Raw genomic sequence first — 18,666 nt, forward strand, 5'->3', positions numbered from 1 at the left:
AACATCGATGTCAGGGGGTACGCCTAAAATGAGCGCCGATGAGCGCCACACTGATCGCCCGGGAACTCGCGGCAGGACACGGGGACCGCACCCTCTTCACCGGACTCGACCTGGTCGTCGCGCCGGGTGACGTGATCGGCCTGGTCGGGGTGAACGGAGCGGGCAAGACGACGCTTCTGCGTACCCTCGCCGGGGCGGTCGCCACCGAGAGCGGAACCGTCTCGCTGAGCCCGCCCACCGCCAACGTCGGATATCTGCCGCAGGAGCGGGAACGCCGCGCCGGCGAGACCGTGCGGGACTTCCTGGGTCGGCGGACCGGGGTGACCGCCGCGCAGGAGGCGATGGACGCGGCCGCGATCGCTCTGGCCGAGGGCGAGGCGGGCGCCGACGACCGCTATGCGTCGGCCCTCGACCGCTGGCTCGACCTGGGCGGCGCCGACCTGGACGAGCGGATCGCCGAGGCCGGCCTCGGCTTCGAGCTGGACCTGCCGATGACCGCGCTGTCCGGCGGCCAGGCGGCGCGTGCGGGGATGGCGTCGCTGCTGCTCAGCCGGTACGACATCTACCTGCTCGACGAGCCGACCAACGACCTCGACCTGGACGGGCTGGCCCGCCTCGAGGCGTTCGTGACGGGGCTGCGCGCCGGCGCCGTGGTGGTCAGCCACGACCGCGAGTTCCTCACCCGCACCGTGACCAAGGTCCTCGAGCTCGACCTGGCACAGAACCAGACCCGGGTGTACGGCGGCGGATACGACTCGTACCTGCAGGAACGCGAGCGCGCCCGGCAGCACGCGCGCGAGGAGTTCGAGGAGTACGCCGACAAGAAGGAGGACCTCCTCGATCGCGCCCGGATGCAGCGTTCCTGGGCGGACAAGGGCGTGCGCAACGCCCGCCGCAAGGCGACCGACAACGACAAGAACATCAAGGCGTTCCGCGCCGACTCCAGCGAGAAGCAGGCCGCCAAGGCCCGGCAGACCGACCGGATGATCGAGCGCCTGGAGGTCGTCGAGGAGCCCCGCAAGGAATGGGAGCTGCGGATGGAGATCGCCGCCGCACCCCGGGCCGGCGCCGTGGTGGCCACCCTGCGCGACGCCGTGGTCCGCCGCGGTGACTTCACCCTCGGGCCGGTCACGCTGCAGATCGACTGGGCCGACCGGGTCGCGATCACGGGTGCCAACGGGTCCGGCAAGTCGACCCTGCTCGCGGCGCTGCTCGGCCGGGTGGACCTGGAGTCGGGCGGGCGGCATCTCGGGCCCGGAGTGGTGGTCGGCGAGGTCGACCAGGCCCGTGGCCTGTTCCTCGGCGACGAACCGCTGTCCCGGGCGTTCGGGGCGGCCGTACCCGACTGGAACGACGCCGACGTGCGGACCCTGCTCGCCAAGTTCGGCCTGCGGTCCGCGCACGTGACGCGCCCGGCCGCGACCCTCTCCCCCGGCGAACGCACCCGCGCCGCGCTGGCCCTGCTGCAGGCGCGCGGGGTCAACCTGCTGGTGCTCGACGAGCCGACCAACCACCTGGACCTGCCGGCGATCGAGCAGCTGGAGTCGGCGCTGGCCGGTTACACCGGCACGCTGCTGCTCGTCACCCACGACCGGCGGATGCTGGAGGCGGTCGCCACCGACCGGCACGTCGAGGTGGTGGCCGGCAAGGTCACCGGCTGACCGGCCGGCGGTTCCCTCAGCGGTCAGCTCGCGGTGGTGAACGGGCTGCTCAGCGGGCCCTCGTTGGCTGACCGGTCCAGACCGCTGACGCAGTAGGTGGCCGGGCCCGCCGGAGGCTTCCGGTCGACGACCGGGCTACCGGCGCGACCCGTCGCAACCAGGGACCCGGTGCCTTTGTCCGTACGATAAAGGGCCCAGCTCGCCCCGCCGCCCCCGGTGACCGTGAGGGTGACCGCGCCCCCGCCGGATCTGGTCGCCGCGGTGATCCGCGGCGCCGCCGGCGGTGCTGCCGGAAGCCGCGCGATCCGTGGGAGCAGCGCCGGCGCCGAGTAGTGCTTCGCCCGGTAGCGGGTGACCGAACCGAGCCGGTCGGCGCGGACCTGCTTGGCGTTGTAGTGGACCTGCCCCTGGACGCCGAACTTGTCGTTCAGGGCCATCTGCTTGTCGAGCTGGGCCGGATCGCTCCAGTCGCCCTTCTCGCCGACCCGGTAGTCGGCCATCCCGATGTAGAGCTGGACGCCGGTTCCCTTGACCGTTTTTGCCCACCAGGGCAGCACCTTGGCGTAGTCGGCCTTGTCGAATCCGATGGTCCAGTACAGCTGGGGCACGATGTAGTCGAGCCAGCGCTCCCGCACCCAGGTGCGGGTGTCGGCGTAGATCGCGCTGTAACTCTCCAGGCCGCTGGTGTCGGAGCCCTCGCCGCCGTTGCGCCAGATCCCGAACGGGCTGATTCCGAACTTCACCCACGGCTTGAGCTCGGCGATCCGCTGCCGCATCTCACGGACCAGGGTGTTCACGTTGTCCCGGCGCCAGTCGGCACGGCTCTTCCCGGCGCCGTACCTGGCGTACGTCGCGTCGTCGGGGAAGGCTTCGCCCTTGCCGTCGCCGGGGTACGGGTAGAAGAAGTCGTCGAAGTGGACACCGTCGATGTCGTACCTGGCGACCGCCTCCAGCATCGCGTCCTCGACGAATCTGCGGGCCTCCGGGTGGCCCGGGTCGTAGTAGAACCGCCCCTTGGCACCGGCCGGGTGGGCGATCCGCCACTCCGGGTGCACCACCAGCGGATGGTTCGCGGGCAGCTTGGTCAGGTCGGTACCGGCGCCGGACGGCGCGAACTGGGTTCCCCGGTACGGGTTGAACCAGGCGTGGAACTCCAGGTTGCGCTGGTGGGCCTCGTCGACCATGAACGCCATCGGATCCCAGCCGGGGTCCGTGCCGTCGAGCTTGCCGGTCAGCCAGTTCGACCACGGGGCGTAGTCGGACTTCCAGAAGGCGTCGCCACTCGGGCGCACGTGCACGAAGATCGCGTTGTGGTTCTGCGCGACGGCGAGGTCCAGCCACTTCAGATATTCGGAGCGGACCTGCTCCTGCGGCAGCCCCGGGCGGCTGGGGAAGTCGATGTTGTACACCGTGGTGAGCCACATGCCGCGCAGCTCCCGGGGCGCCGTCACCGGCACCGCACCGCACCGCCCGGTCACCGTCTGTGTCGGTGCCTCGGCCACCGCCACCGTCTCACCCGTCCGGGCCGGCGGCTCGTGGAAAGCGGCCCGCAGCAGGCCGAGCCCCAACACCGCCACCGCGAACAGGACCGCCGACAGCAGCATCGCCACCCGCGCCGGCGGCCGGCGCAGCAGACTCACAGCACCGTCCGGTAGATCTCGAGGGTGTCCTCGGCTATGCGGGACCAGCTGAACCTCTCCACGGCGCGGCGACGGCCGGCCTTGCCCATCCGCTCGGCCAGCTGCGGGTCGTTCAGCAGGCGGGTGAGGGTAGCGGCCAGGTCGGCTACGAACCTCTCCGGGTCGACGGGCGTGCCCGTACCGTCCTGGACCTGGTCGATCGGCACCAGCAGGCCGGTCTCGCCGTCCGCGACCACCTCGGGGATGCCGCCGGTCGCGGTGGCGACCACCGCGGTCTCGCAGGCCATCGCCTCCAGGTTGACGATGCCCATCGGTTCGTAGATCGACGGGCAGACGAAGACGGTGGCGTGCGTGAGGACCTGGATGACCTCCTGCTTCGGCAGCATCTCCTGCACCCAGACGACGCCCCGCGGGTCGCGGACCTCGCGCAGCTCATGGGCGAGGCCGGCGACCTCGGCAGCGATCTCCGGGGTGTCCGGGGCGCCGGCGAGCAGGATGATCTGCGCCTCGGCCGGCAGGTCACGGCAGGCCCGCATCAGATAGGGCAGGCCCTTCTGCCGGGTGATCCGGCCGACGAACACGACGCTCGGGCGGTTGCGGTCGATACCGAGCCGGTCCACCACATCGGTGCCGGAGTCGGGGCTGTACAGCGAGGTGTCGATGCCGTTGTAGACGACATGGATCCGGTCCGGGTCCACCGACGGGTACGCCTTGAGCACGTCGCGCCGCATGCCGCCGGAGACCGCGATGATCGCGTCGGCGTTCTCGATCGCGGTCCGCTCGCAGAACGACGAGAGCGCGTAGCCGCCGCCGAGCTGCTCGGCCTTCCACGGGCGCAGCGGCTCCAGGCTGTGCGTGGTCAGCACGTGCGGGATGCCGTGCAGCAGTTTGGCGGTGTGCCCGGCGAAGTTCGCGTACCAGGTGTGGCTGTGCACCACGTCGGCGCCCGCGCAGCCCTGGGCGATCGCCAGGTTCACGCCCATGGTGCGCAGGGCGGCGTTGGCCCCGGCCAGCTCGGCGGGTTCCGGGTAGGCCGTGACGCCCGGCTCGTCGCGGGGCGCACCGAAGCAGTGCACCCGTACGTCGGTGAGGCCCCGCAGGTCACGGGCGAGGTATTCCAGGTGGACACCGGCACCGCCGTACACCTCGGGCGGGTACTCCCGGGAGATCAGATCGATCCGCACCTGGTCACGGGGTACATCAGCATCGGCCACCCTGGCAGGATAGTCGGCCCGGTGGCCGGACCTTCAAGTCGTGCCCCGGCCGGACGACAGGCGGTGCACGATCTCGTCGTCCGCCGCCGGCGGCCGCGCGAGCCACCGCGTCCACGCTACCGAGACCGACCCCCGCCGCACCCGTTCCGCAACCGGCGCGAGGTGACATGGCAACGTGCAGATTCACCGCCTCCCGGCCTGGCAGTACACCCTCGCGGGGGGCACCGCGGTGGTGCTCGTCCTGCACCTGCTCGGCAGCGGCCCGGCCTGGCTGATCCCGCAGGCGGCCGCCACGGTGATCCTGTTCCGGGCCGCGCGGCGGCTCCGGTGCGGATGGTGGCTGTTCCTCGCGGCGAGCGCGGCAGGTCTGGCCGCCGCGGCCTTCTGGACCGTGCGCGGCGGGGTTCCCGCGACCACGCCGATGGGCCTGACCCTCGCTCTGCAGTACGCCCTGCATGCCGCGGCGGCCGTCCAGTTCAGCCGTCTGCGGCGACCGGGCGGTGCCGCCGAGGCCGCCGCCGTGGTGCTCTGCGTGGCCATGCTGGCCTGGTCGTTCATCGTGCTGCCGTACCTGGGCCGGCCCGGCTACCAGATGGTCGACGACGCCCTCGCCGTGCTCTACGCGATCCTCGACCTGGCGATCCTGGCGACCGCGCTGCGGACCGCCACCGGCTCGCGCCGGGCGCCCGGCCGGCTCGTGGCCGCCGGTGGTGTCATGCTGCTCGCGTCGCACCTGGTCTACGCCGCGTCCGGAGCCGTGGGCACCGCGCCGCTGCTGCCCGGTGGCCTGCCGCACCTGGCGGCCCAGTTCTGGTGGGTGTTCGTCACCGCGGCCGCGATGCATCCGCAGGCCGCCCAGTTCGAGGCCGCGGACCCGACACCCCGGCGTCCCGCGCTGATCGCCATGTACGCGGCGGCCGTCGCGAGCCCGCTGCTGCCGGCGATCGCCGACCCGCGCGCGGTGGTGATCGTCCCGGCACTGCTCACGGCCGGGCTCTGCGGGCTGTTGCTGCTGCGGATCGTGCTGCTGGCCCGGCTCGCCCAGCGACGGGCCGGGCAGGCCCGCACGGCGCTCGCCGAGCAGCAGGCGCTGCAGGAGCAGCTCGCCCACCGGGCCGGGCACGACGGGCTGACCGGGCTGGCGAACCGCGACCTGCTGCTCGAACACCTGGACCGGGCCGTCGCCGGGGACCGGCCGTTCGCGCTGATCCTGTGCGCGCTGGACGGATTCAAGGAGGTCAACGACACGTACGGCCATCACGTCGGCGACACGGTGCTGTGCCAGGTGGCGGACCGGCTGCGGGAGTTCGCGCCCGAGGTGGCGATGGTGGCCCGGCTCGGCGGGGACGAGTTCGGCTTCCTGAGCCTCGACGTGACGGGCGCGGCCGCGCTGGCCGGGCGCGTGGTGACGGCCGTGTCGGCGGCGCCGTACGCGGTCGGCGAGCGGCGCATCCCTCTCACCGCGCGGGCCGGGCTCGCGGACGGCGTACCCGGCAACGACGCGGTGCTCGGCGATGCCGATCTCGCCCTGCGCGCCGCCAAGCAGGCCGGCGGCGCCCGTCTGGCCCGGTTCGACGAGTCGCTGCGCGCCGAGCAGTCCGAACGGGCCCGGATCGCGGCCGGGCTGCGCCGGGCGCTCACCGACGGCGACCTGTTCATGCACTACCAGCCGGTGGTGGAGACCGGGACGTCCCGGATCACCGGCGTGGAGGCGCTGATGCGCTGGCGCCGCGACGGGGAGCTGGTGCCACCGGGCGTGTTCATCCCGGTGGCCGAGCAGACCGGCCTGATCGGCGTGATCGGTGCCCGGGCCCTGCGGCTGGCCTGCGAACAGGCCGCGGCCTGGCACCACGAGCACGGCCTGTACCTGACCGTCAACGTGTCCACCCATCAGCTGCGCGACCCCGACTTCGCCGGCACCGTCCTGGCGGTCCTGGCGGACACCCGGTTGCCGGCGGCGGCGCTGGTGCTGGAGATCACCGAATCGGTGCTGATCGACGCGGCGGACACCCCGGTGCTCGGGACGCTACGGGCGCACGGCATCCGGATCGCGATCGACGACTTCGGCACCGGGTACTCGTCGCTGGCCTATCTGCACGCGCTACCGGTCGACATTCTCAAGATCGACCAGTCGTTCATCCGCCGGCACCAGGACCCGCCGCTGCCCCAGGACGTGAGTCTGACCAGGGCGATCCTCGAACTGGCACGCGGCCAGGGCCTCGTCGCGGTGGCCGAGGGTGTGGAGACGGCCGGGCAGGCGGAGCTGCTGCGGGAACTGGACTGCCCGCTCTCCCAGGGCTACCACTTCGGCCGTCCGGCCGATGCCGCGACCATCGGCGCGCTGCTCGGAGCACCCGTACAGCAGGCGGTAGCCTGACCGGAAAGAAGGCTGCAACGCCAGCAAGATATTTCGAACCGCCCTTTCGGGTGGCGCCGGGGCGGCCGGAATATTAGCGTCCTCCCCATGGCAGTCAAGGTGCTTGCGATCGTTCTGGCTGGTGGGGAAGGCAAGCGCCTGATGCCGTTGACGGCTGACCGGGCCAAACCCGGTGTGCCGTTCGGTGGCATCTATCGCATGATCGACTTCGTGCTGTCGAACCTGGCCAACGCCGGGTATCTCAAGATCGTCGTGCTGACGCAGTACAAGTCGCACTCCCTGGACCGGCACATCTCCAAGACGTGGCGCATGTCGACCCTGCTCGGCAACTACGTCACCCCGGTCCCCGCGCAGCAGCGCCTCGGCCCGCGCTGGTTCGCCGGATCCGCCGACGCGATCTACCAGAGCCTCAACCTGATCAACGACGAGTCGCCCGACTACGTGATCGTCTTCGGTGCCGACCACATCTACCGCATGGACCCGAAGCAGATGGTCAACGACCACATCGCCTCGGGGGCCGCGGTCACCGTCGCCGGCATCCGCCAGCCGCTCAGCCTCGCCGACCAGTTCGGTGTCATCGACGTCGGCGCCGACGGCAAGCGCATCCGGGCCTTCCGCGAGAAGCCGAAGGACGCCGTCGGCCTGCCCGACGCCCCCGATCAGGTCTACGCCTCGATGGGCAACTACGTCTTCACCACCCGGGCCCTGTGCGAGGCGGTCTCCGCCGACGCGCAGAACCCCGACAGCAAGCACGACATGGGCGGCAACATCATCCCCATGCTGGTGGAGAAGGGTGAGGCCAACGTCTACGACTTCCGCGACAACGACGTCCCCGGCGCCACCGACCGCGACCGCGGCTACTGGCGCGACGTGGGAACCCTCGACTCGTTCTACGAGGCCCACCTCGACCTGATCGCCACACTGCCGATCTTCAACCTGTACAACCACGACTGGCCGATCTTCACGAACTACGGCTCATGGCCGCCGGCCAAGTTCGTGCACGGATACGACGACCGTCAGGGCCGCGCCATCGACTCGATGATCTCCCCCGGCGTCGTGGTCTCCGGCGCGCTCGTCGAACGCTCGGTGATCTCCCCCAACGTCCGCGTCAACTCGTGGGCCCACGTCGACGGCGCGGTCATCATGGAGGGCGTCTCGGTGGGCCGGCGCGCGGTCATCCGCAACGCCATCATCGACAAGAACGTCGTCATTCCCGAGGGCGCCCAGATCGGCGTCGACCTCGACCGCGACCGGAAGCTCTACACCGTCAGCGACAACGGCGTGGTGGTCATCGGCAAGGGCCAGAGGGTGGAGCTCTAGACCTTCCTCCGGTACGGCCACGACGGCCCCGACCGCACCTGTCGCGTACCGGGGCCACACCGCGACGCAGGCATTCCCGCACGGCCCCAGCGCGCCCGCCGGGCTGAGGGCGTCCCCTCACCCTCACCCCACCGGTGGTCAGGACGGGGCTGCCAGGTCCCGGAAGTGTTCGTTGCGGTCGAGTCCGGCGACGTTGACGGTCAGTGTCCTGATGCCCGACGCCAGGAAATCCGTCAGCGCTTCGATCAGTTCCCTGCGGTCCGCCCGCGCCCTCCGCGCCTCGTGGAAATACTGTTCCCCGGGCCGGGACCGCGACTCGGCGTAGATTATCTCCACACAGTCTCCGGCCGACGGAAGGAAACGCACCTGGTCGGCCGACTCGGTGAAGCCGATCGACGCCGGCCTCCTCCCGCGGAGGTCCGCGAGCACCTCGCGCACACACCAGAGCAGGTCGAACAGCGGAACCAGGAACCGCGGCCCCATCACCACCACGTCATCCACACTGAACGTGACCCGGGCCGGGAAATGGGAGTAACGCAGATCCGACGCGTCGAAATTCTCCGCCCTCCCGTCGTACCACGGTAACGACCGAACCGCGGCCGGGACGGCGAAATCGACCTCGTGAACGGTGAGCCCTATCAATCTCGTTCCTTCCATTCGTGACGGATCCGGTACGGCAGCCAGGCCGGGACGCAGGGCAGGGAACCCGGATGGCCGTACCGGCGCAGGGGGTTGACCGGTCGTCGAGGCCCGGGTCAGGAGCGGCCGCGGAGGGTCTGGGACGGGGTCTCGCCGAAACGATCGCGGTAGGCCCCGGCGAAGCGGCCCAGATGGGTGAACCCCCAGCGGTACGCCACCTCGCTCACGTTGACCTGTCCCGGGTCGGAGCGGGACAGCTCGCCGTGCACCCCGTCGAGGCGCACGCGGCGCAGGTACGCCAGCGGCGGCATGCCGACGTGCTGGCGGAACGACTCCTGCAGCACCCGGACGCCGACGCCGGCGAGGGCGGCCAGGTCGTGGATGGTCCAGGGGCGGGCCGGCTCGATGTTCATGGCGTCCAGGGCGCGTTTGACGGTACGCGGGCGGTGCGGTCCCTGCAGGCCGGCCGGTTCCTCGCCGTAGGGGTGCTCGACGGTGAGTGCCAGGCCGCTGACGACCATGTCGCGCCAGCGGGCCGCCATCCGGGGACGGCTCGCGAGCGCGTCCGGCCCGCGGAGCTCGTGCAGGAGCAGGCGGGCCAGGGCGGCCCAGGTACGCCCGGGCCCGTCGACGAGGTCGAAGGTGGCACCGAGCGGCAGCGGGGAGACGACACGCTGGTCGAGGGCGGCGTCGACCTCGCGTTCCAGGGCGGCACGGTCAACCTTGACGCTGAGCAGGCGGCACGTGCCGGGCCAGTCGAGCTCGATGTCGCCGATGGGACGGTAGACGACGGCGCGGGTGGCGTCGGCCAGGACCGAGGTGCCGCGGTGCTGGGACCGGATGTTGCCGCTGAGCGGCACCAGGACGTGGTACGCCGTCTCCAGCGCCTCGATCGAGACACGGATGTCGGTGCCGTACCGCACCTCGCCGACGGTGATCGGGCCCAGCGTCGCCACGTCGGCGGCGAACCGGAGCCGGTCGGGGTCACCGACCGGCTCGATCCGCAGTGGACCGTAGTAGAGCTTGCGGCAGAACGCGTTCGCCTCGTCCATGTCGGAGGTGCGCAGGCCGACATGGACCGGGACGTCCACGCCCGGCGACGCCGGGCCCGGGAGCCGCTCGCCTGCCATGGCGTCCAGACTAGACCGGAAGAGGGGTCCGCCCGGGAACCACATTCGCCGGCCAGGTGACCTCGGCGACCGCGCCGCCACGCACCTCGACCTGGGTGAGCGGGGTGTCCTCGTCCTGCCAGACCACGTAACGGCCTTCCGGCAGGCTGTCGATGACCACACAGAAGGTGACACCGGACCGGACGTATCGGGCGCGGACCGCGGCGTGGGTCCGGCTGCCGGTGTCCTCGACCGGGGACACCTCGATCTCGTGGCCGTGCAGCACCGACGGGGTGTTGATGATCAGCGCGCCGATCGTACCGCCGATGTTCAGCATGACCGTGCCCTGGCCGGACGGCGCGAACGTGTGGTGGTGATGGTGGTGGTCGCCGTGTCCGAGACTCATGACGAAACTCCCTGCGGGCGAGATCAGGACGGGTTGTTGAAACCGTCGAAGGGGACGGGCAGGTAGGGGAACTTCTTCAGGAGCTTGGCGCTGACGTTCTTGATGCTCAAGCCCTGCTCCACCGCGGCGGCCGCGGCGTCCGCCTCGAACTCCTTGTTGACCAGGGGCAGCGTGGCACCGGCGACGGCCCTGATCGAGATGGAGACCACGTCGTCGGCGATGCGGCGGCCGTTCGGGAAGCCGGCGAGGTCGCCGCCGACGACCCCGAAGGCGTTCTCCTTCTCGGCCGGCGGAATGGCGGTGTTCAGCCGCAACATGTCGGCCTGCAGCTCACCGGTGTTGTTCTGGAAGCCCTCGATGATGCCGTCCGGGATGCCGGTCAGCAGGATGGCCAGCAGATCGGCGCGGGGATCCTTGGTCTTGTTGAACGCCGCCAGGTTGTCGAAGAGACCCGGGTAGAGCACCGGCAGAAGCGCTCCCAGCTCGGGCGTGGCGACGAACTCGGCGAACCGCTTGTCCTCGCTCGGCGGCAGGCTGTTGAACTTGTCCTTCTGTGCCATCGGCACGATGACCTCGTTGAACAGCGGGTTACCGAGCCGGGACACCTGCACCTGGGGGCCGACCACCACATCGCCGCCGCCCTTGTCCCCGCGCACCTCGACCTGACGGCGGCTCGCCGACGTCCAGACGCCGATCACCGCGCCGGCGTCCTTGGCGCGGACCCGCTTCTTGCCGTCACGGCGGACCATGTCCAGCGGGATCTGCAGGGCGATGCTGTGCACGTTGGTCTTGTCGGTGGCGTTGACGGCCTTGCCGGCGTAGTTGAACAGCTGCGAGCCGACCAGATGCTTGTCCTGGAACGGGCGCAGGGTGCCCAGGTCGAAGATCGCGCCCAGGTCGACGAAGAACGCATCGGCACGCTGGCCGGCGAAGACCTTCTCGCGGCTCTTCAGCTTGTGGACCGCGTCGTCGGCGAGCTTCTGGTAGTCCGGGATGCTGATCCTGCCGACGTTGCAGGGCGGGCACGGAAGCTTGTTCGCCAGGACGGTGCTCTTGCCGTGGCTGTCGACCTTGGTCACCGAGTAGAACTGGCGGCGGTTCCAGTTCTCGCTGTCGAGCGACTCGATCTGCCCCGTGTTGTAGAGGAACGTCTTGTCGTTGCGCAGCTCGGTGCGGAACCGGAACTGGTACGTGATGTCCGGGCGGGCGTCACCGTTGACATCGATGTGGATCTCGTACAGCACATCGTCGCCGAACTCGAAGAAGTTCGGGCCGCTGGCGGGGATCTGGAGCGGCACGTAGTTGGCGATGATGGTGACCGTGTCCGGGTCGTCGGGGCTGACGAACGCGTACAGGTCGGAGCTGTCGGCAACCGGGTCCTTGCTGATTTCCGGCGCTTCGCGATGGGAAGACATGTTCGGGGGAATCTCCTGTCGGAAGGAAACGCGGAAGGTCAGCGGCCGGCGGCTTTGAGCAGGCTGGCCACGAGCTTCTTGTCGGTGATCGTCTTGACCTTCTCACCGGAGAAGACGTCGATCGTGCCCTTCTTGACATCGCGCAGCGAGATGACCAGCGGCGCGCCGCTGTCCTTGCTCTCGGCCTCGCCGGCGAGGCTGAGACCGGCGACCGAGGCTGCGGAGACACCGACACCGGTCGCGGCGAGGGCTAGCACACGGCGGCGGGACAGCCACGAGGTGCGGCCCGGAGCGCGGTAACGAACACGACTCATGCTTGGCCTTTCATCGTTGGGGGGCCTGACAGGCGATGCATCGTCGACGCCGATCAGTACGAGATCCACGTGCCGGCGGTTCAACGGGAATTTTCGAAACCGCTCAATGGGTTTTCCGGCGGCGCAGACGGGTAACGCCCGCACCGGCCGCTGCCAGCAACGCGACGACGATCGCCCCGCCGATGAGCCAGTGACCGAAACCGACCATCCCATTGCCCGTCCCGGCGGCTGCGGCCGGTTCGGCGTCGATGGTGGCCGGGGGTTCCGCCCGGGCAGGCGGTTGCGCCGGAGCCGACGACGCCGGAGTGGCCGGCGCGGTCGTCCTCGCCACCGCGGCCTTCCTCGTGGCCGGCGGCGCGGCCGGAGTGGACGGAGCCGCCGCTGCCGCCGGGAACACCAGATCGGAGCAGGAGTAGTAGGTGTCCGGGGTGTTGCTGGTCTCCCAGACCACGTAGAGGATGTGCCGCCCGGTCCGCTTCGGCAGCGTCACCCGCATCCGGTACGCCCCGTCGGTCAGCGGCGGATCCTTGATGTCGGCGAGCGGCGAGCCGAGGTCGTCCCAGGTGAGCTTCTTCGCCGGGTCGTAGCCCGCGCGGGTGAGATAGAGACGGAACGACCCCTGGTGCGGGATGGTGCCCCGATACGAGATCCTGAGTTTCTGCCCCGACTGGACCTTCGTCGACGGGAAGTCGTCGCGCGCCAGGTCGAGCCCGCGGTAGAGGTCGATCCCGGCACTGCACAGCTTCCCGTCCGGCACGCGCGCCCGGTCGTCCTTCACGTTCGCGAGGCGCAGGTTGTCGTACGCCCCGAGAAAGCCGTCGGTGGCCTTGAGTGCGGCCTTGCAGGCGGCGGCGCCACGCTGGGTGCCGTTGCCGCCGCAGGCCGCGCTACGGCTGATCGGTGTCATCGGCGCCCCGTGCGCCATCGCGGGCACGGGCAGGGCGGGGACGGCGGTCGCGGCGAGCAGACCGGCGGCGGCGAGGCGGCGGACGAGCATGAGATCTCCCGGGTACGGCAGGGCAAGAGCCACCCGGGGGTACGGACTTCAGGCACCGCTCGTTCATCGGCCACGGTCCTGTGATTGCATGGCCGAGTCAGTAAGAAACCAGGAGGATTCATGAACAAGCCCGATGTCGGCCCGATTCCCGACGCTCCCGCCAGCGAACTGCTGATCGAGGACATCGTCGAGGGACAGGGCCAGGAGGCGAAGGCCGGCGACTTCGTGAGCGTCCACTACGTGGGGGTCGCCCAGTCCACGGGCAAGGAGTTCGACGCCTCCTACAACCGCGGCGAGGCGTTCGGTTTCCGGGTGGCCGGCCAGCAGGTCATCGCCGGCTGGGACCAGGGTGTCGCCGGAATGAAGGTGGGCGGCCGCCGCAAGCTGGTCATCCCGCCGCACCTGGGCTACGGCTCCCGTGGCGCGGCCGGCGCGATCAAGCCGAACGAGACGCTCGTCTTCGTGGTCGACCTGCTCGAGGTGCACTGACCCACCACCGTGCCGGTGGCCTCGGGGTGCGCTGCGCACCCGGGGGCCACCCGCCCCGGTGGCGACGGGAGAATTCCGGGATGGCCACGGTACGCGTCTCCCCCACCGCCGACCTGCGACCGGACGAGCGCACGGCGGTCCGCGCCCTGCTCGATCTGGCCTTCGACGGAGGCTTCGACGACCACGACTGGGATCACGCGCTCGGCGGTCAGCACCTGATCGTCACCCGGGACGGCGAGCCGGTCGCCCACGGCTCGGTGGTGCAGCGCCGGTTCCTGCATGCCGGCCGCTCCTGGCGGTGCGGTTACGTGGAGGCGGTGGCGGTGCACCCGCGGTGGCGCGGACAGGGCCTGGCCGCCGCGGTGATGACCGAGGCCGAGCGCCTGATCGACGGCGGTCACGAGTTCGGCGCCCTCTCCGCCTCCGACGAGGGTCGCGGCCTCTATCTGGCCCGCGGCTGGGTGCCCTGGCGGGGCTCGACGGCGGTGCTCGCGCCCGACGGCGTGACGCGTACGCCGGACGACGACGACAGCACCCTGGTCCGCCCGGTCCCCGGCCTGGACCTGACCGGCACGCTCACCTGCGACTGGCGCGACGGCGACGTCTGGTGATCACCCGACGCTGATGCCTGGTGATCACCGCGGGACGGTCCACAGTCACCGCGGGACCGCCCACAGTCGTTCCAGCAGGGGACGCAGCGCGCCGTCCTCGCCGGGCCGGCGCAGCGCCCAGGTGTCGGCCACCCCGACGACCGCCGCCGTGGCCGCGGTGATCAGTTCCACACCGGGGGTCGCGTCGATCAGGCCGATCCGCACCCCGTCGGCGACCAGTGCGGTGATCCACGGGTCGTCCGTCCCTGCTGCCGGCGCGGCTGCGGCGAGCACGGCCCGGTCGTCCGGATTCTGCCGCAGATGCTCGAGGAGCCGCGCGGTACCGTCCGCGAGCCGGTCCCACAGCTCGTCAGCGGTCCGCACCGGCTGCCAGGGCCCCAGCACGGCGAGCACCCGGGCGGCGGTGTCGGCGGCGACCGCGGCGAACAGGTCGTCCTTGCCGTCGAAGTAGTGGTACGCACTGGTCTTCGAGATCCCGGCAGCCGCGATGATCCGGTTGAACGAGGCGCCGTCGCGGCCGTCGCGCGCGAAGTGGGTCCGGGCGACGGCGAGGATCGCGGCCCGGGACTCGGGCGCCAGCCGGTCGAAGCGGGGCAGCGGCATCGTCAGACCCTAACGCGGCTGGCTCTCACCGCTGTCTCAGCCGCGCTGAGACAACGCCAGAGCCAGCCGGCGGTTGAGGCGGGCGGTCGACGCCCAGTGGGCGGCCCACAGCGGCAGTGCCACCGCTCCCCCGGCCAGGCCGGCCGGGCCGGGGAACAGCGACAGGATCTGGAAGGCGCACCAGCCGTAGCCCAGCCGGGTCCAGCGCCCGGCCCCGCCGGCACCGTGCGCGGCCAGCGAGGCACCGACCGCGCGGACGATGAAGAAGTCCTCGACGAAGTTGAACGGGATGGCGAACATCCACCACACCGAGGCGGGCCGGGCCCGCCGGGCGCCGGGCCGGACCAGTGACAGTGTCCGGTGCAGCGCCCGGCAGTAGAGGGCGACCAAGGCGAGGAACCCGGCGACGATCGCGACGCTAGCCCAGAGGGGCTGCCCCGCGATCTCCCCCAGGATCCCGCTGCCCCACTGCGGGGCCCAGATCGGGTAGCTCAGCAGGATCACCACGCCGGTCGTCCCGAGGACGCGCACCATCGTGCTCATGGTCCGAAAGTGTACCGCCGGTGTGTACCGGTGGTACCCCCTCGTCGAGCGGCTCTCCGATCGGCGTCACGCCTGCCTCCGCAGGTCCGCGCACTCCTTCTCGTCGGGCAGCAGTGGGCGGAACTTGATCTGCCACTTCTTCCCGGCCGACTCCCACGGCGTACGTTCGTTGGCCTTGGCCGCCAGAGCAAGGACCTCGTCCTTCTCGGCGCCGTCGACGGTCAGGCAGTTGATCCGCAGCTGCTCGTTGAGGAACCCGCCGGGCAGGTCGGCGGCCGGCCACTTCACCGGGGCGCCACCGGCACCGTCACCGGTCTCCTGGTACGGCGTGGCGAGCACCGCCACGCGCTCGGCGCGATAGGGCTCGGCGGGCGGGCTGGCCGCGTCGGCGAACTGGGCGTGCAGCGTTGCCAGGAACTCGGTCAGGCGCTTGCGGGCGGCCTGCTGCGCCGCGGTCAGGTTCTGGTCGTCGGGGCTGGCCTCGCTCAGCGCCATCACCTCGACGACCTGCTCGCCGCCGGCGGTGACGACGCTGATCCTCGTGCTGGGGATGTCGGCGACTCCGGGCGTACCGAAGTCGGCTCCGGACTTGACGCCCGCGGCGACCGCCGCATCGGTCAGCTCACGCAGGCGGTCGGCGCTGATCTTGATTTCCTGCATGTTCGGCAGGGCCGCGCCGGGATAGATGAGGGTGACCGGGCCCTCGGTCACCGCGCGCCCGTCGGCGTAGAAGGTGAACAGCGGGATCCGGGAGGGGATGGTCTCGGCCGGGACGAAACCGCCGCGGTACTCCACGCGCAGGGCGATGGCGGCCGGATCGGCGGTGGTGCTCTCGGTGACCGGCGCGGCGGAGCCGGGTGTGCCGGACTCGCCGGCGACGCCGGGCCGCGCGCACGCGCCCAGGAGCAGGATGGGGACGGCGACAGCGGTCATGAGCCCGCGGTTGATGGTCATGACGAGTACGACGAAACGGACCCTGCCGAGGTTCCGGCCTCCGTCAAGAAACCACCCGGGCCCTGCGCCCGAGGACTTCCACCTCGTCCCCCGGATGGAGCTGCCGGCCGCGCCGCACGTCGACCTCGCCGTTGACGGTGACGTCCCCGTTGGCGATGAGGATCTTGCCCTCCCCGCCGGTGTCGATGAGATCGGCCAGTTTGAGGAACTGGCCCAGCCGGATCATGTCGCCGTCGATGGGCACGTCACGCATGGGTTCATCATCCGTCACGAGATCTCCCCGAAATCTTCTGGGTCGGCGTTGAACCATCGGGGCCGGTGATCCGAACTACATGTCGTGAGGCATCTGGGGATGGCCCGCCGTGCGGGCGTGATGACCGCTGTGACCGCCGTCGGCGTGCTGTTCGCCGCCGGCCCGGCCGCGGCGGACGTGACGGTGAACCCGGCGAGCGTGCCGCAGGGCAGTGGAGCGAACCTGAGCTTCCACGTGACCAACGAGGGCACCGCGCCGATCACCGAGGTGACGCTGAAGATCCCGGCGGACACCCCGATCGCCGAGGTGTACCCGCTGTCGGTGGACAACTGGGCGCCACGGATCATGTACCGGAAGCTGAGCGTGCCGCTGGACACCATCCACGGCGGCACCCCGGTGACCGAGGCGTCCGACTCGATCGTCTGGCTCGCGGTCAACGGCACGTCGATCCAGCCCGGCAAGTCGGCTGATCTGACCGTCGCGCTCGGGCCGATGCCGTCGCTGAGCTCGGTGCGGTTCACGGTGGACACCAAGTACGCCGACGGCAAGGCCGGGCCCACCATGCCCGCCTCGGTGTCGACGACCCCGTCGAACGGCGGCCTGCCGGTGTCCCACCACGGTGGCGCCGCGACCGGCACGGACGGCTCCGCGGCCGAGGAGGCGCTGTTCGAGCAGCTCGCCGGTCAGGCCGCGAAGGACGACGGGCCGTCGCTGCTGTCGATCGGCGGCTGGGTGGTGGCCGCTCTGGCGCTGCTCGCCGCGGGCGTCGCGATGCTTCGCGGACGGCACCGCGCCGAGGAGGAGCCGGGCGAGCCCGACGAGACCCCGGCCGGCGACAACGCCGCCGAGGACGACGGAGAGAAGGAGCCCGTGGCCGCGGGCGACTCCAAGTGGAGTTACCAAGGCTGAGACTCCCACGGCAGGCCGGGCCTGCTGCACTGGGAAAACCTCCACGCGGGTGGGCGTGGGGGATGTCGTGGGCAAGCGCGTGGGGCGCGAAACCACGACCGGCGGGTGGGGCCCGGGCAAGGCCCGTGATCCGCGTGCCGCACGGGCGGGGCTGCACGACAGCCCCGTCCGTGCGGTCAGACCGGGACGACCCGCTCGGTGCGCAGCGCGTCGATGATCTCGCGTTCCACCCGGTCGGACTCGTCGTGCGGGACCTGGCAGGTGCCGGCCGCGAGGTGCCCGCCACCGCCGTAGCGCAGCATCACCTCGCCGACGTCCACCGGTGACGTACGGTCCAGGATCGACTTGCCGCACGCGAAGACGGTGTTGAGCTTCTGCCGCCCCCAGATGATGTGCACCGACACCCGCGACTCCGGGAACAGCGCGTAGACCATGAACCGGTTGCCCGCCTCGATCACCTCCTCGTCGCGGAGGTCGACGATCACCACGTCGCCGTCCATCCGGCAGACACGGTGCAACTGCTCGACGAACCGGGTGGAGCACTCGTGGAACAGCTCGGCCCGTTCCATCACGTCGGGCAGGGCGAGGATCTCGCTGACGTCGTTGTGCTGGATGCACGCGTCGATGAGCTGCATCATCAGCTGGTAGTTGGAGATCCGGAAGTTGCGGAACCGGCCGAGGCCGGTGCGGCTGTCCATCAGGAAGTTGAGCAGCGTCCAGCCGGTCGGGCTGAGGATGTCGGTGAGTGTGTAGTCGGCCGAGTCGGCCTGGTCCACGGCCCGCATCAGGTCGTCGGTGACCTTCGGGAACCGCTCCTTGCCGCCGAAGTGCTCGTAGATCACCCGGGCCGCTGACGGGGCGTCCGCGTCGATGACGTGATTGCCCAGCTCACCGGTGTTGCGCAGGGTCTCCGAGTGATGGTGGTCGAAGACCATGTTGGCGCGTGCGTCGTACGGCAGGTTGGTCAGGATGTCCCGGTCGGTGACGTCGACGGCGCCGTCCTGGACGTCCTTGGGATGCACGAAGAGGATGTCGTCGATCATGTCGAGATGGCGCAGGAGCACGGCACATACGAGACCGTCGAAGTCGCTACGGGTCACGAGCCGGTACTTCACAGGGTCCCCCTCGGTTGCCACACCTTTGGAACCAGTTTGCCACTTTTTTCGCTATCGCCCGACCTGCATCGACGTAAGGACGTGTTCACCGCCACGT

At 70.7% G+C, this 18,666-nt stretch carries 19 protein-coding genes; 6 read left to right on the forward strand and 13 right to left on the reverse strand.

Annotated features, from left to right (window positions below; genetic code table 11):
• Positions 1–38 precede the first annotated feature (38 nt).
• Positions 39–1,661: an ABC-F family ATP-binding cassette domain-containing protein gene (locus AB0G04_RS22640; RefSeq protein WP_360985915.1), complete on the forward strand. Its 1,623-nt coding sequence runs from the start codon at positions 39–41 to the stop codon at positions 1,659–1,661.
• A gap of 23 nt (positions 1,662–1,684) precedes the next feature.
• On the opposite strand, the gene AB0G04_RS22645 is transcribed toward AB0G04_RS22640, so the two are convergent.
• Together AB0G04_RS22645 and glgA are read right to left on the reverse strand one after the other, a co-directional pair.
• Positions 1,685–3,301 (reverse strand): family 10 glycosylhydrolase, encoded by a 1,617-nt coding sequence (locus tag AB0G04_RS22645; RefSeq protein WP_360985918.1) that lies wholly within the window; start codon positions 3,299–3,301, stop codon positions 1,685–1,687.
• Entirely contained in the window at positions 3,298–4,515 is a 1,218-nt protein-coding gene (glgA, locus tag AB0G04_RS22650) for a glycogen synthase (protein WP_360985921.1), read from the reverse strand. Before glgA ends, AB0G04_RS22645 begins: the two co-directional genes overlap by 4 nt.
• Positions 4,516–4,690: 175 nt before the next feature.
• On the opposite strand from glgA, the gene AB0G04_RS22655 reads away from it, so the two are divergent.
• On the forward strand, positions 4,691–6,892 hold the full coding sequence (locus tag AB0G04_RS22655; protein ID WP_360985924.1) for a bifunctional diguanylate cyclase/phosphodiesterase: 2,202 nt from the start codon (positions 4,691–4,693) through the stop codon (positions 6,890–6,892).
• A gap of 87 nt (positions 6,893–6,979) precedes the next feature.
• A complete protein-coding gene (gene glgC / locus AB0G04_RS22660) occupies positions 6,980–8,212 on the forward strand; it encodes a glucose-1-phosphate adenylyltransferase (RefSeq protein ID WP_360985927.1) in 1,233 nt (410 codons plus the stop codon).
• A gap of 138 nt (positions 8,213–8,350) precedes the next feature.
• On the opposite strand, the gene AB0G04_RS22665 is transcribed toward glgC, so the two are convergent.
• From AB0G04_RS22665 to AB0G04_RS22690, 6 genes are all read right to left on the reverse strand, one after another.
• Positions 8,351–8,854, reverse strand: coding sequence for a hypothetical protein (locus tag AB0G04_RS22665; RefSeq protein ID WP_360985930.1), 504 nt, complete (start codon positions 8,852–8,854; stop codon positions 8,351–8,353).
• Between the two features lie 113 nt (positions 8,855–8,967).
• A complete protein-coding gene (locus AB0G04_RS22670) occupies positions 8,968–9,981 on the reverse strand; it encodes an AraC family transcriptional regulator (RefSeq protein WP_360985933.1) in 1,014 nt (337 codons plus the stop codon).
• A 10-nt stretch (positions 9,982–9,991) separates the two neighbouring features.
• On the reverse strand, positions 9,992–10,366 hold the full coding sequence (locus AB0G04_RS22675) for a phospholipase (RefSeq protein WP_360985936.1): 375 nt from the start codon (positions 10,364–10,366) through the stop codon (positions 9,992–9,994).
• Between the two features lie 23 nt (positions 10,367–10,389).
• The gene (locus AB0G04_RS22680; RefSeq protein WP_360985939.1) at positions 10,390–11,781 is read right to left on the reverse strand and encodes a DUF4331 domain-containing protein; all 1,392 of its coding nucleotides are present in this window, start codon (positions 11,779–11,781) and stop codon (positions 10,390–10,392) included.
• Between the two features lie 38 nt (positions 11,782–11,819).
• Complete coding sequence (locus AB0G04_RS22685; RefSeq protein ID WP_360985942.1) at positions 11,820–12,095, reverse strand: hypothetical protein; 276 nt, start codon at positions 12,093–12,095, stop codon at positions 11,820–11,822.
• 103 nt (positions 12,096–12,198) lie between these two features.
• The gene (locus AB0G04_RS22690) at positions 12,199–13,092 is read right to left on the reverse strand and encodes a lytic polysaccharide monooxygenase (RefSeq protein ID WP_360985944.1); all 894 of its coding nucleotides are present in this window, start codon (positions 13,090–13,092) and stop codon (positions 12,199–12,201) included.
• 120 nt (positions 13,093–13,212) lie between these two features.
• Here AB0G04_RS22690 and AB0G04_RS22695 point away from each other — a divergent pair, with 120 nt between their 5' ends.
• Both AB0G04_RS22695 and AB0G04_RS22700 read left to right on the forward strand, forming a co-directional pair.
• Positions 13,213–13,581: an FKBP-type peptidyl-prolyl cis-trans isomerase gene (locus AB0G04_RS22695; protein WP_360985947.1), complete on the forward strand. Its 369-nt coding sequence runs from the start codon at positions 13,213–13,215 to the stop codon at positions 13,579–13,581.
• Positions 13,582–13,661: 80 nt separating this feature from the next.
• Positions 13,662–14,192, forward strand: coding sequence for a GNAT family N-acetyltransferase (locus AB0G04_RS22700; protein WP_360985950.1), 531 nt, complete (start codon positions 13,662–13,664; stop codon positions 14,190–14,192).
• 45 nt (positions 14,193–14,237) lie between these two features.
• Here the strand turns inward: AB0G04_RS22700 and AB0G04_RS22705 are convergent, their stop codons facing one another.
• The 4 genes from AB0G04_RS22705 to AB0G04_RS22720 all read right to left on the reverse strand — a co-directional run bounded on the left by AB0G04_RS22705 (position 14,238) and on the right by AB0G04_RS22720 (position 16,545).
• A complete protein-coding gene (locus AB0G04_RS22705; RefSeq protein WP_360985953.1) occupies positions 14,238–14,795 on the reverse strand; it encodes a helix-turn-helix domain-containing protein in 558 nt (185 codons plus the stop codon).
• 36 nt (positions 14,796–14,831) lie between these two features.
• Positions 14,832–15,338, reverse strand: a complete 507-nt coding sequence (locus AB0G04_RS22710) for a hypothetical protein (protein ID WP_360985956.1) — start codon at positions 15,336–15,338, stop codon at positions 14,832–14,834.
• A gap of 66 nt (positions 15,339–15,404) precedes the next feature.
• Complete coding sequence (locus tag AB0G04_RS22715; RefSeq protein WP_360985959.1) at positions 15,405–16,292, reverse strand: hypothetical protein; 888 nt, start codon at positions 16,290–16,292, stop codon at positions 15,405–15,407.
• Positions 16,293–16,335: 43 nt separating this feature from the next.
• Positions 16,336–16,545, reverse strand: coding sequence for an RNA-binding S4 domain-containing protein (locus AB0G04_RS22720; RefSeq protein WP_360985962.1), 210 nt, complete (start codon positions 16,543–16,545; stop codon positions 16,336–16,338).
• A 99-nt stretch (positions 16,546–16,644) separates the two neighbouring features.
• Here AB0G04_RS22720 and AB0G04_RS22725 point away from each other — a divergent pair, with 99 nt between their 5' ends.
• Positions 16,645–17,454 carry a DUF1775 domain-containing protein gene (locus AB0G04_RS22725; protein ID WP_360985965.1) on the forward strand — a complete coding sequence of 270 codons (810 nt, stop codon included), beginning with the start codon at positions 16,645–16,647 and terminating at the stop codon, positions 17,452–17,454.
• A 176-nt stretch (positions 17,455–17,630) separates the two neighbouring features.
• Here AB0G04_RS22725 and AB0G04_RS22730 read toward each other — a convergent pair whose 3' ends face one another.
• The gene (locus AB0G04_RS22730) at positions 17,631–18,569 is read right to left on the reverse strand and encodes an exopolyphosphatase (RefSeq protein ID WP_360985968.1); all 939 of its coding nucleotides are present in this window, start codon (positions 18,567–18,569) and stop codon (positions 17,631–17,633) included.
• Between the last annotated feature and the right edge of the window lie 97 nt (positions 18,570–18,666).

The organism is Actinoplanes sp. NPDC023801 (assembly GCF_040639655.1).
In the GTDB taxonomy this organism is placed as follows: Bacteria; Actinomycetota; Actinomycetes; order Mycobacteriales; family Micromonosporaceae; genus Actinoplanes.

Coding starts and splice junctions, on each gene's coding strand:
- AB0G04_RS22640 (WP_360985915.1), top strand. CDS start 39: ATGAGCGCCACACTGATCGCCCGGGAACTCGCGGCAGGACACGGGGAC.
- glgC (WP_360985927.1), top strand. CDS start 6,980: ATGGCAGTCAAGGTGCTTGCGATCGTTCTGGCTGGTGGGGAAGGCAAG.
- AB0G04_RS22670 (WP_360985933.1), bottom strand. CDS start 9,981: ATGGCAGGCGAGCGGCTCCCGGGCCCGGCGTCGCCGGGCGTGGACGTC.
- AB0G04_RS22675 (WP_360985936.1), bottom strand. CDS start 10,366: ATGAGTCTCGGACACGGCGACCACCACCATCACCACCACACGTTCGCG.
- AB0G04_RS22680 (WP_360985939.1), bottom strand. CDS start 11,781: ATGTCTTCCCATCGCGAAGCGCCGGAAATCAGCAAGGACCCGGTTGCC.
- AB0G04_RS22685 (WP_360985942.1), bottom strand. CDS start 12,095: ATGAGTCGTGTTCGTTACCGCGCTCCGGGCCGCACCTCGTGGCTGTCC.
- AB0G04_RS22690 (WP_360985944.1), bottom strand. CDS start 13,092: ATGCTCGTCCGCCGCCTCGCCGCCGCCGGTCTGCTCGCCGCGACCGCC.
- AB0G04_RS22695 (WP_360985947.1), top strand. CDS start 13,213: ATGAACAAGCCCGATGTCGGCCCGATTCCCGACGCTCCCGCCAGCGAA.
- AB0G04_RS22700 (WP_360985950.1), top strand. CDS start 13,662: ATGGCCACGGTACGCGTCTCCCCCACCGCCGACCTGCGACCGGACGAG.
- AB0G04_RS22705 (WP_360985953.1), bottom strand. CDS start 14,795: ATGCCGCTGCCCCGCTTCGACCGGCTGGCGCCCGAGTCCCGGGCCGCG.
- AB0G04_RS22710 (WP_360985956.1), bottom strand. CDS start 15,338: ATGAGCACGATGGTGCGCGTCCTCGGGACGACCGGCGTGGTGATCCTG.
- AB0G04_RS22715 (WP_360985959.1), bottom strand. CDS start 16,292: ATGACCATCAACCGCGGGCTCATGACCGCTGTCGCCGTCCCCATCCTG.
- AB0G04_RS22720 (WP_360985962.1), bottom strand. CDS start 16,545: ATGCGTGACGTGCCCATCGACGGCGACATGATCCGGCTGGGCCAGTTC.
- AB0G04_RS22725 (WP_360985965.1), top strand. CDS start 16,645: ATGGCCCGCCGTGCGGGCGTGATGACCGCTGTGACCGCCGTCGGCGTG.